The following is a 14,740-nucleotide window of genomic DNA, read 5'->3' as shown; positions in this document are numbered from 1 at the left end:
TTTGACTTTTTAGTCGCTGCATAAAGTGAAACAGGGTTATCTACTTTATCCTCTGTAGAATATGGCACTTTTCTATTAGAACCATAAACAGATGAAGATGAAGCATATACAAGATGCTCCACTGGATTATGACGACATGCTTCTAAAATATTGAAAAAACCTACTAAATTAGAATCAATATAGGCCTGAGGATTATCAATAGAATGACGCACTCCTGCTTGAGCTGCTAGGTTAACAACAATATCAGGATGATGCTCTTCAAATATCGAGTCAACTGCTTGTTTGTCCGCTAAATCACCTTTTATGAATGTGAAGTTAGGGGATGATTCAAATTTAGAAAGACGATATTCTTTTAACCCAATATCATAGTAATCGTTGACATTATCGAATCCGATAATGTTATTATCTGAAACTAAAGCTTTGGCTACATTAGAACCTATGAAGCCAGCAACTCCCGTAATTAGAATTGTTTTCATAGTTGCATCTCCTTTTTAGGTTATAAAATTATTTAGTAAATTCTCATACTTCTTAAATATTCATATCTAATACGTTGAAAAAGTTTACACATATATATGACAAAATATATTCGTGTGATTTATAATTTCAGATTATTAATGATTTAACCGATCAATAAATCAAACGAAATTTGCATAAGTCATTATTGATCCACAAATAAGACTTTAAATTTATAAATTCTTAAATAGTTCTATTTAAATTAGTTTTTTTTAATATTTTAGTCCATATTGACTTGATGATTGTTGACGAAGTACTTTGTAAGAACTTGAATTCTTCTGTTTTAAAATAAAGAAGACCAAAGGTTAATATCATAAATACCATACTTAGAGCAATATTTACAATAATTTCAACTAGTCCATTTAATTCAAAAAATGAAATTGCCAACTTTACTAAAAAAGCGGAACCAATTAATGACAATAAATACTTAAAATTATCAACTAAGAAAATGGTAATACCCTTAGAAAATCCGAATTTTAATATAATATAAGGATCGTACCACATATAAGTTAAACAATTCGCAATAACAGTTGCTAAAAGTACTCCACTTATGCCAAATATTCTAACAAAAATCAATGATAATGAAATATTGATAATTGCTCCAAATATTGGTCTATATTTAGCCTTTTGAAATAAGCCCATTGAGGTTCTGAAAGTATCAAAAAATACTCTATATCCATTTAATAATATTAATATTGAAAAAAGCACCACAAAGCTTTCATTTAATGTATATTTAGGTCCTATCCAAAGAATAATAAATGTGTTAATTGTATTGTTAATTGTTATTGCAAAAAACCCAAATGTAAAAGTAGTTATGAGGTTTATCGTTTTAAACAACATATATGAGCGTTCATTTTCCTCTCTAGCATAGAGATCTGATAAACTAGCAAGTATTGATGTATAAAATTTAGACAAGAAAATTTGCAATGTATTTAGTATCATCAAATAATTAGAGTATATACCAAGCATAGTTAATCCAATATATTTGGAAATTATAATAGTATCAGTAGAATTTAGTACTTTGTCATAAATCTTATAGAAGAATATTGCATACGCATCTTTGAAAATTCTAATTTTCTCCTCCCGCTCAATTTCAGGAACATTTTTATCTCTTAAGTAACCATATAACTTATCAGCTTTACGTGCTATACTCATATTCATCAATACATTTGATAAAACTGTAATTAATACATAAAAATAAAAATCCTTAGTAATCAACAAAATTGCAATTTGTAAAATTGAATTCAATATTGAAAAATATGATTTAGTTATACTAATAATATATTCTTTCTGGTTTGCTCTAATAACGCTATGCTTATACCCATAGAAAAAATAAGAAGATACTGTTTGGAATAAATAAAACGCAAAAATGAGTTTTACATTAATTGAACCAACATCGTCTTTAATGAAAAAAGAAAGGAAAGGAATTAACAGAATCCCAGGTATTGATATAATAAATCCGATATATTTATAAATTCTACTAAAAAAACCCAATATTGATTTTAATTTATTTATATCTCCATCTGCAAGGGGTTTATACAGATGAAATGTTATAGCTGCCCCAAATCCCATTTCTGATAGGGACAACATTGATAATATGTTTGTCGCCAGACTACTTATACCTAAGTATTCTGTCCCAAGGATAGCGATAAAAATTGATCTTGTTATAAATTTCAATACTATTGAAATGATTTCACTAATAATTGATGATTGAAAATTTTTTAATGAATTTATTTTTCTAGACATTATTCTCCTCCGAGAATCTAGTGAATTATGAAGATGCTAAAATCTTCATCACTCTAAAGAAGCTATTTGTTTAACTTCATTCGACTAGTTATTTTAAAAATATGTGTGCATTTTATTATAATCAAATTTATATACTCGTATTAACATTACCTTTTCCTAGATTTCTGATTGATACCAGAATATATATTTTTCCCGATTCAAAAGTCTTAATTAGATAAACTGAACAACAAAAAAGGAAAATCATTTATGAACACCATACTAAATAAGCTTCTTAATATTTATAATCACATCAAATTTTCCCTATACCATTCTATTGCAGCTTCAATTCCTCTTTCAAAACTCCAACTCGGATCATAGCCCAACATTTCTCTAGCTTTACTGATATCAGCATTACTATGCTTTATATCACCTTTTCTATCAGGTCCAAAGATTGGATCAATGTCTTTTCCAAGGGCTTTACAAAGGGAGTTGTAAACATCAATCAAGTATTCTCTTCCACCATATGCAATATTAAAAGCTTCACCAGCAACTTCAGATGGAGCTTTGCATGCTTTTAGATTAGCCTCAATCACATTTTCAATATAAGTAAAGTCCCTACTTTGCTTCCCGTCTCCATTTATTGTTGGTTGTTCATTATTAAGTAGCTGTTTAATAAACTTTGGGATTACTGCGGCATAAGCTCCGTTGGGATCTTGCCTCTTACCGAACACATTAAAATATCTTAGTCCGTATGTATCTAGACCATAAAGTTTTGAATAAAGCTTTCCATATTCTTCATCAACCATTTTTGTCAGTGCATATGGTGATAGTAAATTTCCTTCTCTGCCTTCTTGCTTGGGGAGATTTGGTTCATCACCATAAACAGAGGAACTTGATGCATAAACAAACTTCTTCACTCCGTTTTGTCTAGCAGCTTCCATCATATTTAGTGTTCCTCGGATATTGATTTCTTCATAAAGCAACGGCATCTCAATGCTTCTAGGAACACTCCCCCAAGCTGCTTGATTAAGAACGTAATCAACGCCCTCACAAGCCTTTATGCACGTATCTATATCTCTTATATCTCCTTTGATAAAAGTATAATTAGGATTATCAATGAATAAGTCCACATTGGTTTGCTTACCATTGGAAAGATCATCTAGACATCTAACCTTATAACCTTTATCTAATAAAACCTCGCACAAGTTGGAGCCAATAAAACCAGCTCCACCTGTCACAAGAAACACACTATCTTTTTCAAACTCTATATTTTCAAATCCCATTATATCTTCTCCTTCCTTAGTATAAACTTTTCATTATATTCCTTTTTCATTGAATTTATTATAAAACTTCCATTTGAAATATTGGCCCATGTCGTATGCGATGTATCCCTTATCTGAAACAAGTTTAATGATAACTTTTGCTGCTGGACCACCGCTAATAAGTATTCTAGTATTAGACTTGCTGAAACCACTATTAAATATATTCTTAGATATATCATTAATTTCGCTGTATGCATTTTCACTTTTTATTTGAATAAACATAACTTTGTTTGAAGAGTATTTTCTTTTAAAATCTTCAAAAACTCGTACTTCAGGGTGAACTAAAATAATATTATGATTTATCCACAACTTTTCTACTATTTCATTCGAAAGTTGAGAAAGTGGACGGAAAACAAAAGCATCTCCTAACACATTGCTCCTTTTAATGTATTTCATAAACACATATCGTGATTTGATCCAGGTTAATAATTTATTTTCATACAATAAGGTTAATATATCAGCGCTTAAATATTTATTAGGTCCTGCTAATAAATACTTTGAGTTTTCAGCACTATACTCTACTAGTATGCTCTTTAGATCACTTGACAGTTCAGTACTGGTTTTTTGAAAATATATATCCTTTAATAAAAGGCATGAAGACTCTCCGTCCCCCCATCGAATCAATGATTTCTTGTTTTTAAGCAAATATTCAATGGTTTCGCTATCATTCAAATACGAAAAATTCTTTACCCCGTAGAAAGATAGTAAATTAAAAATGATAATTTTCAATTTTAAACTATTCCTCATCATTGACCTCACTCACTAAACTAAGTTCAAATTCTGTTTCTAATACATTGTTAAATGCTGAATAGAATTCATCAAAAGAGTAACTATTCATTATTACATCCATTCCTTTTCTTCCCATTCTTTCAATCAGGGATTGATTGCTTATTAGCTTATTAATGATCGACGATAAGCTTATCGAATCCATAGTCTTGAAAATGTATCCATTTACACCTTCTAAAATATATGACGCTGTTCCATTCGAGTCAGTACTTATTGTCACTAAACCATTGGCCATACTCTCCAAAATTGATATTGAAGCGACCTCTTTTTTGCTTGTTAATATGAAAATATCATTTTCTCTATAAATATTACTCATGCACTTAAATTCTACATTCTTTCTGAGATGAATAACCTGTTCAAGTTTTTTTGATTTAATATATTCTTGTAAATTTGAAAAATAATTCTCTTCCTGTTCACTAGAAATTTGACCAATTATTGTCACTTTTAAATTTTGGGGATTGCGCAAATGCTTAATTGCATCCACAAGTAAAAAATGATTTTTATAGTCTCGGTATTTACCAACATCTAAAATATTTATTTTGTCTGATTTGAAATATTTTCTATTCAGTGCACTTTCATCCACTTCATTAATGAATGGAACAAAATAGTCTTGTGGACTAATTCTTTTGTTTTTATTTTTATTTTTAAAATCACTAAAAAGTACAGGCGTTATTCTGACGCTGGGAAATAGAAAAGTCTTTATGATAGATAAAAAGTATTCTTTAATGTCAGTTCTCTTATTATTTCCAGAGTACAACTCAGTCTGATTATATAAAATTCTTGCTTTAATTTTTAATACTTTACATATAATATTTCCAACTAAAGTTGTTAAATTTCGATTTCTAAACACAACAACATCAGGCTTGAAATCCTTTATATTCTTATAGAGCCAGATGAAAGATGGGAAAAAAAATAATATTGATAGATTACTGTCTTTATTGATGTTTCCATTATTAATACATTTAATAATTCTATTTATAAATTTTGAAACAAATGATTCTTGCATTAATATTGGTGAAACCAAGCTATGATCTTCAGTTGCCCCAAACGATTGTACAAAAAAATTTACTTTATGTCCATTTTTAAGCAATCCTTTAACTATTAAAAATTGATTAGTATGAAATCTAGGAGCTATAAACAGTATATTCATTTCATTCTAACTCCTCTAGTATTATATTTTTAAACCATTTTGAAACAGCTTCTATATCATATCCTAAAGATTTAATTTCCTCACTCATATCTTCTCTTTTGTAACCTCTAACTACTTCTAATGCTTTTCTTGCCCATACTTCGTCGCTAATATTAATTGGCAAGAAATCAACAAGATTAGTTAATTTAACTTCTTTAGTTATTCTATCTGATAATAAACATTTTAAGCCAGTTGCTTGTGCTTCGATTACAGTATTTGGCATCCCCTCATAAAGCGATGGAAAAACGTAAATATCCATCGCCATAAGTAACTCAGGTATGTCAAGTCGATTATTTAATATCTTTACGTTGTCTTTCAATCCATAGGAATTAATCATATTTTTTATTTTTAATTCTAATTCTCCCTCTCCTATCAGAAGTAAAATAGATTCTTTATTCTTTTTCACTATTTTAGTGAATATTTTCAATAAATATTCATGGTTCTTTGCTTCAGTAAACCTTCCAATATGTCCTACGACAAATTTATTTTCAAGATTTAATTCATTTCTAATCATTATTCTACTATTTTCATTAAAAATAAATTTTTGAGCTTCAATTCCATTATTAACTAAAGTGAATTTATCTTCGGAAATAGTCTTTTCTCCAAAGAGCCAAATACCAGCATCTGTTGAAGGTGCAATTTTAAAAGTTGTTATTTCGTTTAATTTTCTTCTAAATAGTCTATGAAGCATGGCTGGAAAAACACCCGGTTCTCCCTTTGAACTAGTAGATCTCATTATAAATTTAGTGGCGCCTCCTTTTTTGGCAGCCAAAAAATCTAAATATGCTAAGGTATGACTAGAGCATCTTAAGACAGTTTTATAGTTGTTACTTCTTACAATGTTTTTAATCGCTAAATGATGCTTTATTGGGCTTTTTGACTTTAGAGGTATAGTGAAAATTTTACCGCCCAAACTAATAATTTCATTGTCATACACGCCCGGTTTACTAACTAGAAAGTCGAATTGAATTTTTTTCCGGTCTATATTTCTGTAAACTTTCATTAAAAAAGTTTCTGCGCCTCCCATATTCATGGTTCCCATGATATTAAGTATTCTAATCATTTAAATTCTCCTTGTATCTTAAGATAAAATTGCGTAAGCACATCTGATTGATATATAGAATCATATCCAGCCTTAATTATTTCATTTGAGTAAGAATATCTATTGCATGGTTTTATTAATTCGATGCTTTTATTTGCCCACTCTTTCGGCGAATTCTCTAGTGACATATAATGAACTAAGTCTGTAATTTGCACTTCGTCTGTTATCGCTTTGGATATAAGGCAACTAACCCCAGTTGCTTGTGCTTCAATCATAGTTACTGGAAATCCTTCATATCTTGAAGGAAAAACAATCAAATCTATTGCATTTAATAAATCAGGAATATCAGACCTTACTCCTGTAAAAATGATTTTATTTATAATTTTAAGTTTTTTTGCATGATGGATAATATCATCTTTTAAAGGCCCATCACCTACAAGTAGTAGTTTCACGCTAGCATTTTGATTTGCTATCTCATTAAAAATATCTAAAAGGAAAATATGATTTTTAGGAAACGTAAAACTACCTACATGACCAATTACAATATCATTGTCTAATCCAAGAGATTTTCTTGTTTCTTCTCGAATTTCACGATCATAGTAAAAATTGTTAACGTCTATAGCATTTTTCATTATATTAAATGGTTTATTGCCAAATAGCCACTTTCCAGCATTCTGGGAACACGCTATTCTATAATCAGCTATATATCTTATGAAATATTGCAGTCCGTTTTTTATTACACTTACAAAACCACTCCCTGATGAAATACTATGGCTATGTGAAATTGTCACTAACCCATATTTTTTTGCAATCAATAGAATTATTGCTGCTGTACTTCTAATGTGTGAATGGATAATTTTATACTCTGAGTTATTTCTGAAAAATTTACTCCATTCTTTAATATATCGAATACTTGATTTTACAGAGAATCTAGGTACAGAATAAATTTTCCCACCTAATTCAACTATTTCATCACTAAAATCACATTTTTCATTGGTATGAATAATAAAATCGAATTGCACTTTAGAACGATCGATTTTCCTGTAAATATTCATTAAATAAGATTCAGCACCACCCCTATTCAAGTTACCCAAAACATGCAAAACTCTAATTGGACTAGGCTTTGATAATGAATCCATGTTGTCTTTTGTTGTCATAATTACCACACCCTCACGACACTTATTGAACTACTGACAATTAATTCAACTCTCTTGTTTTAATCTTCTTTTCTTTACGATAGTACCGTTTATAATAATCGAAATTAATAATGCAACAAGATATATTAAGATGACTCTCTTTTGCAAATTGATTTGATATGATAAGTCATTTCTATGAATATAGAAAACCCAATATAAACTTAGTAATGAAGCTAAACCTTTTATTGTAGGGTCTTTAAATCTAATTAATTTTGATAGAACTAAAATATAAATATTGAACATTACAATAAATATGATTAATAAGCCCCATCTGCCCCCACTATACATTTGAGCCCATATATTATCCGCCATTCCCCAAGAAACATTTCCAAATAAATCATTTTGGAAGAATGAATTAAATGATCTGATTTCAGCACCAAAAGAGGGCGCAAACAAAACCGCTTGATAGATTATACTTTTAAATTGAGATAGTCCGATGAAGTAATCTTCTGTAATAACCTTATTAAGAATTGCTTGTGTATTAAATGGCTCTGAAAAAGTAAATGCTCGATAATAAAAATCTAAACTTGTTATTTCTTTATAAATTCTATTCCAATCAAACATTTTTACATAAATATATATATGTTTATACGCAAACATAAAAACTCCAAATGTTGAAATCAACAATATCTTTTTGATATTATTGTGTAGAAATCTCATTTTTTCTTTAGTTGAGTAATGGCTTAAAATAATTGCAACTACTGTAATTGCAAATGTTGTTCTTGATCCTAAATAAACATCAAATAACAGTATTATCATACTTAACAACGTTTTTTTTCTACTACCCTCATTATATGAGATTACTGCACAAACAGATGCACTAACACGCATCAATGTATACCAGCGATTTAGACTTCCTGCCATTTCAGCTCTATCAGGGCTAAAAATAACAGCACCAGAAGTAGCAATCATCATAATAAAACCAATAATTGCAAGAATAAATACAATTCCGCTAGTAAAGTTCGAGTCTTTAATTACTAGATTTATTACCGATTTATTGCTAGATTTATCATATAGATAACTAAAAACCATTAATGATATCAACACAAGTATCATTACGATATATGTTAGATTATGAATTGGAATTTGTCTTTGTATTAGAGGATATCTAACGAATCCAAAATAACCCGGTATAAAATATATACAAGCTGAAACATACGCAACACTAAAAATATCAAACTTCCTTTTTCTCGCAAATAGTAATAACAATCCTATCGTAGAGACAATCATAAATATCATTCTCATAGAGTTGCTCCTTAAAACATGATTTTTAACCTTTGATTGATTTACAATTAACAACAGATATTAGCTCACTAAAGTCTCCAATATTTATATCCTGCTACTTCATATTCTTTTCTATCTAAAATTCCTTTGATATCAAGCAATACCTTGCCCTCATTAGATCCTTTTTTAAACATCTTATTGAAGTCTTCTTGAGTGAATTTTAAGAAATGGTCATGTCCAACAGCTACAATAACTGCATCCATCTCTATAATGTCTTCTACTGAATCAAAGACAATGCCATACTCATGTTTTGCTTCATCTGCATCAGCTTCCGGGTCTGCAATCATCGGATTAATTCCGTATTCTTTAAGCTCGTTGACAATATCAATGACTCTAGTGTTTCTAGTATCAGGACAATTTTCTTTAAATGTAAATCCTAGAATTGCCACTTTTGCATCTTTTACTGGTACGTCTGCTTTAATCAGGTTTTTAATTAAATTCTCAACCACGTATTTGCCCATATCATCATTTATTCTTCTACCAGAAAGAATAATTTGTGAATGGTATCCTAGCTGCTCAGCTTTATATGTGAGGTAGTATGGATCTACACCTATGCAGTGACCACCAACTAATCCTGGGAAGAAGTTTAGAAAGTTCCACTTCGTTCCTGCTGCTTTTAGTACTGCTTTTGTATCAATTCCCATCTTATTAAAGATGATGGAAAGCTCATTCATAAATGCAATATTGATATCTCTCTGTGAATTTTCAATAACCTTTGCAGCTTCAGCAACTTTAATTGACTCTGCTCTATGTACTCCGGCATCAACCACAAGTTCGTACACTTTTGCTATAATATCAAGAGACTCTTCATCCATACCTGATACAACTTTTACAATTGTCTCGAGTCTATGTACCTTGTCACCAGGATTAATTCTCTCAGGGGAGTACCCAACTTTGAAATCTTCACCGCATTTCATTCCAGACTCTTTTTCAAGAATTGGAATACAGATTTCTTCTGTAACACCTGGATAAACAGTAGATTCGAATACAACAATAGATCCTTTTGTAAGATTTCTGCCAACCGTTCTACTTGCTGATTCTACAGGTTTTAGATCGGGCGTATGATCAGCATTTACAGGCGTAGGAACTGCAACGATATGAAACTTAGCTTCTTTAAGTTTGCTTTCATCTGCAGTGAATTCTACTGTAGTTTCTTTGATGACAGCATCTCCAACCTCTTTAGTTGGATCGATGCCTTTTTTATATAACTCAACTTTCTCCGTACTAATATCGAATCCAATAACCTCTGCCTTTTTAGCAAATGCTACTGCAATTGGCATTCCAACATAACCAAGACCTACAAGTGAAATTTTTTCTTCTCGATTTTTGATTTTTTCGTATAAGTTCATTTCCATTTCTCCTTCTCACTATAATAATCCCATAGTTTTCATAATAGATTTATTGACTAAATTCACATCATACTTCTCTTTGGCAAGTTTCAAGCTGCGTTCTGCCATAATCCTATTTGTTTCTTGATCTTCTATTAGAATTCTCATCTTATCAACTAAACCATTTACGTCTTTAACAGGTACGAGGAACCCATTGTATCCATCTGTGACAGTTTCTCTACATCCGGGAGCATTACTGGTTATAATTGATCGCCCTATTGCCATTGCTTCAAGGACAGTCTTAGGTGTCCCCTCATGATAAGAAGGTAATATATAAGTACTGCATTGTTTTAAATATGGTCTAACGTCGGTCTGCTCTCCAAAATACTCAGTAATTCCTTCATCTATGAAAGGCTGCAACTCTTCTGGCTGTAATGCAGATGGATTGCTATCATAAGGCCCCACAAGCAAAAATCTTACTTCAGGGTATTCAGCCTTAATTCTCTTGCACGCTTCAAGATACTCCATTACCCCTTTATCTTTAATTAATCGTCCGATAAAAAGAAATGCTGGCGTTTCAGGTAAAGGTTCTGGTTTGAATTTATCAAGGTTAACTCCCGATCCATTAATGATCACAACTTTATCTTCTTTAATAAGTCCATTATTAATAAATTCTTTCTTATCATCATTATTTTGAAAAAACACCTTCTTGCTTGCATTGCATGCTAAACGATACTCAGTCTTCATTATTGCTTTGATTATTTTGTTTTTAAGCCCTTCTCCTCTGAAAATTGATCCAAGACCCGCTATCAGTGGATATACTTCATTAATGCCATTAGCTTTTGCTGCCAGACTTCCGTAAACTACAGTTTTTGCTTGGTATGCAAATATTTTGTCTGGCTTCTCTTCTCTCATAAATTGCTTAAGCTCACGATAAGTTCTTAAATCACTAAACGGATTTATACCATTTCTTTCTACAAAGAGTTGCTTATAATGAATTCCATTTTCCTCAAACTTGCTCTTCCAGTTTGATTCAGGTTCTGGTCCTAAAGCTATTACGCTATGTCCATGTTTTATAAAATCTTTCATCATATCCATACGAAACCAAAATAGTGATGACGTATGGCTTGAGAGTACAGCTATTTTCATATTGTCAATCCTACTTTCATCACTTAGTTACTTCTTTAAATATTGATTTACTTCAATTTGAATGCCCTCTTCAAAACTCATCGGATTATAATTGAAATCTTTCTTGGCTTCATCATGAGGATAACTCCTGTCTTCACCCATACGTTGAACTCTTTCTATATAATTTATTTTTCCAAGAGTCAGTACCTTAGCTACTCTTGCTAAAAACACTCCAAATCCTAGAGGAACACTAACAAAGGTTGTTTTCTTATTCAGGTTATCGCTTATCATCTTAAAAACTTCTATCATCTGTAGAGGCTTTTCACCTGATAAGTCATATGCTTTTCCAGCTGTCTTTTCAGGAGACATGAGAACTGTATAGAATGCCTTTCCCAAATCTCTAGCATTTACTGGTTGTATTAGACTTCTCCCACCGTTGATAACCGGCATGACTCTAAATTTATCTATCATCTTAATAAACTTACTCATATTGCTGTCACAAAGATCGCCATAAATCATCGTTGGCCTTAGAATAGTAACTTTAGTGGGACAATTGGGTTTTGAAGTCATTTCTGCGACTTTCTTTTCCACATCCTTATATCCTTGAGATGCATATTTAAAGTTTGAATATATACCTGTTGTATGTACTAAAATTGCTCGCTTTACATTGTTCTCGATAGCTGCTTCCACAATCATCGGTGAATGATGGATGTTGTAGATGTGCATGATATTGTATACTCCATTGACAGCTTTTCTCACGAACTCCTTGTTGTTGAGATCTCCATAAACCTTCTCAATATTTAATCCGCTGTTATCTAACATTGAAGTGTCAGATGTTTCCCTAACGATGCAGCGGATTGGTCCTTCATATTTATGATCAATAAGTTCTTGTAGAAAATATCTGCCTGTATGTCCTGTAATCCCTGTCATTAATAACATCTGCTCACCCCTAATGTTTCACTGACTCTTTATCAGCTTTTTTCGTCCCAGTCCCACCTTCAACAACACCATCACTCCTAAGAACACTAAATATCGTCCCAAAGAAGCATCTGACATCCATCATAAACCCAATCTTCTCAGCGTACTCTCCATCAAGTCTAGCCTTTACATCAATCTCAAGTTCATCTCTACCATTAATTTGCGCCCATCCAGTAAGACCAACAGGCACATCATTCGCACCATACTTATCTCTTTCTTCAATAAGATCATACTGATTCCAAAGAGCTGGACGAGGGCCGATAATGCTCATTTCACCTTTAAAGATATTGATGATTTGTGGTAATTCATCCAAAGATGTTCTGCGTAGAAACTTACCTACCTTCGTAATCCACTGATCAGGATTCTCCAGTAGATGAGTTGGTGTATCCTTTGGCGTATCAATCCTCATGGTTCTAAACTTCAATATATGAAAATGACTCTTATGGATCCCTACTCTTTTCTGTTTAAAGAGAACAGGTCCAGGGGAGTCAAGCTTGATTGCTATAATGAGTACTAAAAAAACAGGAGATAAAATGATAAGGCCTAAAGTTGAAAGTATGATATCTATTAATCTTTTGATTTTTAAATAAACCATGTCAGTTCCTCCTGCCCTATGTAAATGTATATTGGTGGTGTGTAGAACACCTTATTTTCTTGATCTATATGTTGTATGTGGTGCTTAATCGAGCACTATGTCTTGCATAAATATGGCTCTTGTTTGGATGCTTAGACGTGTAATGCTTCTGTAACATTAGTACATTTGATGGTTATGTTGAAACCCTTGATACTACTGCCTTACAGCTTATTTATCCTTTCACCATACTCACGTCGATATATACATCCAATCAAAAAGTTTCCGATTTTATCGACCACTTCGACCACCTTTTCTGTAAATCCTTGATTTAACTAGCTTTAAGCAGTGGTCGATGTTTTTCTATCTCCTACCAACATTTCACTCATTATCTTCTTTCGTCCCTATAGCTAGATACTCATCCCCATCATCAACGAGAATTTTCATCTGACTTATGGCAATTTTATTTAACTTTTCTAGCCTTTGACTCTGTTCTAATCCATCATTAATCAAAACTGCATTTAAACTCTCAAGGTTTGATAAGCACACTAATTGAGATACGTTAGCATAGTCTCTTATATTTCCAGTCTTCTCCGGATTATTATCTCTCCAAGCTTTTGCGGTCATTCCAAACAAAGCCATATTAAGCACATCAGCTTCAGAAGCGTAGATTATGCTCTTTTCTTTTCCGCTTAACTCTTTTGGTATAAGATTTTCTTTAATTGCATCTGTATGAATTTGATAGTTAATCTTTGTCAAATTCCTTTTAATATTCCAGTCTAATTGACCTTGCTCTTGGTCTTTTAGTCTTTGAAACTCTTTTATGAGATACAGCTTAAATTCAACGGATACCCACGATGCAAACTCAAAGGCAATGTCTTTATGTGCATATGTTCCACCGTACCTTCCTGCTTTCGATATCAGACCGATAGCATTAGTTGCTTTAATCCATTTCTTTGATGTGAGTACAAAGCTATTAAGACCTGCTTGATTTTTAAACCCCTCGAATTCGATGGGATTAAAATCTGGGTTGTTGAGTTTTTCCCAAATACCTAAAAACTCTATAGTATTTCTGTTTCTTAACCAGTTTTGAATAATATAATCTGTTCTTTTCTCATCCTTATATTTTGCGATATCGGTAATTGAAATGTAGTCTTCATTATTTACTGTGTTGATGACAACTCCTCTTACCTGAACATCTATTTTCTTATTTTTAGGCATCATGGATATCTCCCCCCTTCATCACAGCATTCTAAAGTTTGTTCATGGATATTTATATAATTTGAACTTGTAAGTAATCCTCACAGGTTCGGAAATAGTTTATCATACCTTGACCAACTCATCGAATTTTTCGAGTAGTTAACCTAATCTACATCTTGCATAACAGGCATAGCTCTTGACAAGTCTTATGCTATATCTTGTGGCTCTAATTACTTCACCATACTCACGTCGCACATGATTATGCTGAAAGGATAAAAATATGCAACATATTGTATTTGAACACTCGTTCTCCACAATATTTGTGCTTTCTATTTTTTAAATCATTTTACATCATATTGTCCATTTTGAACCGTCAAGGATTCCTTGATAGTTGGATCATTCATCTTTTCCACTTTCCAAAAGCTTATCAAAGTCGCTTTTAAACAGCCTATCTTGAACAATTCGATATTTTTCAAAT

Annotated in this window: 13 protein-coding genes; all 13 read right to left on the bottom strand. The window is 31.7% G+C overall.

Translation table 11 applies throughout. The annotated features are described in order from the left end of the window. Nucleotides 1–476: GDP-mannose 4,6-dehydratase (locus SA378_RS02405; protein WP_318524396.1), on the bottom strand; the 476-nt coding region annotated here is incomplete at its 3' end. Between the two features lie 220 nt (nucleotides 477–696). Then, nucleotides 697–2,259 (bottom strand): lipopolysaccharide biosynthesis protein, encoded by a 1,563-nt coding sequence (locus tag SA378_RS02400; RefSeq protein ID WP_318524395.1) that lies wholly within the window; start codon nucleotides 2,257–2,259, stop codon nucleotides 697–699. A gap of 284 nt (nucleotides 2,260–2,543) precedes the next feature. Next, entirely contained in the window at nucleotides 2,544–3,521 is a 978-nt protein-coding gene (locus tag SA378_RS02395; protein WP_318524394.1) for an SDR family oxidoreductase, read from the bottom strand. A gap of 33 nt (nucleotides 3,522–3,554) precedes the next feature. Further along, complete coding sequence (locus SA378_RS02390; protein WP_318524393.1) at nucleotides 3,555–4,307, bottom strand: GT-D fold domain-containing glycosyltransferase; 753 nt, start codon at nucleotides 4,305–4,307, stop codon at nucleotides 3,555–3,557. Beyond that, on the bottom strand, nucleotides 4,297–5,496 hold the full coding sequence (locus SA378_RS02385) for a glycosyltransferase family 4 protein (protein ID WP_318524392.1): 1,200 nt from the start codon (nucleotides 5,494–5,496) through the stop codon (nucleotides 4,297–4,299). Before SA378_RS02385 ends, SA378_RS02390 begins: the two co-directional genes overlap by 11 nt. A 1-nt stretch (nucleotide 5,497) precedes the next feature. After that, nucleotides 5,498–6,598, bottom strand: coding sequence for a glycosyltransferase family 1 protein (locus SA378_RS02380; protein WP_318524391.1), 1,101 nt, complete (start codon nucleotides 6,596–6,598; stop codon nucleotides 5,498–5,500). Beyond that, nucleotides 6,595–7,734, bottom strand: a complete 1,140-nt coding sequence (locus tag SA378_RS02375) for a glycosyltransferase (RefSeq protein ID WP_318524390.1) — start codon at nucleotides 7,732–7,734, stop codon at nucleotides 6,595–6,597. The genes SA378_RS02380 and SA378_RS02375 overlap by 4 nt, the downstream gene beginning before the upstream one ends. A 45-nt stretch (nucleotides 7,735–7,779) precedes the next feature. After that, complete coding sequence (locus SA378_RS02370) at nucleotides 7,780–9,018, bottom strand: hypothetical protein (protein ID WP_318524389.1); 1,239 nt, start codon at nucleotides 9,016–9,018, stop codon at nucleotides 7,780–7,782. Nucleotides 9,019–9,086: 68 nt separating this feature from the next. Then, nucleotides 9,087–10,406, bottom strand: a complete 1,320-nt coding sequence (locus SA378_RS02365) for a nucleotide sugar dehydrogenase (protein WP_318524388.1) — start codon at nucleotides 10,404–10,406, stop codon at nucleotides 9,087–9,089. Between the two features lie 18 nt (nucleotides 10,407–10,424). Beyond that, entirely contained in the window at nucleotides 10,425–11,534 is a 1,110-nt protein-coding gene (locus SA378_RS02360; RefSeq protein ID WP_318524387.1) for a glycosyltransferase family 4 protein, read from the bottom strand. Nucleotides 11,535–11,561: 27 nt separating this feature from the next. Next, nucleotides 11,562–12,452: an SDR family oxidoreductase gene (locus SA378_RS02355; protein ID WP_318524386.1), complete on the bottom strand. Its 891-nt coding sequence runs from the start codon at nucleotides 12,450–12,452 to the stop codon at nucleotides 11,562–11,564. A 10-nt stretch (nucleotides 12,453–12,462) separates the two neighbouring features. Continuing rightward, entirely contained in the window at nucleotides 12,463–13,086 is a 624-nt protein-coding gene (locus SA378_RS02350; protein WP_318524385.1) for a sugar transferase, read from the bottom strand. A gap of 357 nt (nucleotides 13,087–13,443) precedes the next feature. After that, entirely contained in the window at nucleotides 13,444–14,283 is an 840-nt protein-coding gene (locus SA378_RS02345) for a KilA-N domain-containing protein (RefSeq protein WP_318524397.1), read from the bottom strand. Nucleotides 14,284–14,740 lie beyond the last annotated feature (457 nt).

Origin of the sequence: Sedimentibacter sp., from assembly GCF_033447055.1 — a bacterium.
Lineage (GTDB): Bacteria > Bacillota > Clostridia > Tissierellales > Sedimentibacteraceae > Sedimentibacter.
This window is presented reverse-complemented; position numbering and strand designations above follow the sequence as displayed.

Excerpts from the sequence above, each read along its gene's own strand:
- SA378_RS02375 (WP_318524390.1), bottom strand. The coding sequence starts at position 7,734 with ATGACAACAAAAGACAACATGGATTCATTATCAAAGCCTAGTCCAATT.
- SA378_RS02355 (WP_318524386.1), bottom strand. The coding sequence starts at position 12,452 with ATGTTATTAATGACAGGGATTACAGGACATACAGGCAGATATTTTCTA.
- SA378_RS02360 (WP_318524387.1), bottom strand. The coding sequence starts at position 11,534 with ATGAAAATAGCTGTACTCTCAAGCCATACGTCATCACTATTTTGGTTT.
- SA378_RS02390 (WP_318524393.1), bottom strand. The coding sequence starts at position 4,307 with ATGAGGAATAGTTTAAAATTGAAAATTATCATTTTTAATTTACTATCT.
- SA378_RS02350 (WP_318524385.1), bottom strand. The coding sequence starts at position 13,086 with ATGGTTTATTTAAAAATCAAAAGATTAATAGATATCATACTTTCAACT.
- SA378_RS02370 (WP_318524389.1), bottom strand. The coding sequence starts at position 9,018 with ATGAGAATGATATTTATGATTGTCTCTACGATAGGATTGTTATTACTA.
- SA378_RS02400 (WP_318524395.1), bottom strand. The coding sequence starts at position 2,259 with ATGTCTAGAAAAATAAATTCATTAAAAAATTTTCAATCATCAATTATT.
- SA378_RS02380 (WP_318524391.1), bottom strand. The coding sequence starts at position 6,598 with ATGATTAGAATACTTAATATCATGGGAACCATGAATATGGGAGGCGCA.
- SA378_RS02365 (WP_318524388.1), bottom strand. The coding sequence starts at position 10,406 with ATGAACTTATACGAAAAAATCAAAAATCGAGAAGAAAAAATTTCACTT.
- SA378_RS02345 (WP_318524397.1), bottom strand. The coding sequence starts at position 14,283 with ATGCCTAAAAATAAGAAAATAGATGTTCAGGTAAGAGGAGTTGTCATC.
- SA378_RS02385 (WP_318524392.1), bottom strand. The coding sequence starts at position 5,496 with ATGAATATACTGTTTATAGCTCCTAGATTTCATACTAATCAATTTTTA.
- SA378_RS02395 (WP_318524394.1), bottom strand. The coding sequence starts at position 3,521 with ATGGGATTTGAAAATATAGAGTTTGAAAAAGATAGTGTGTTTCTTGTG.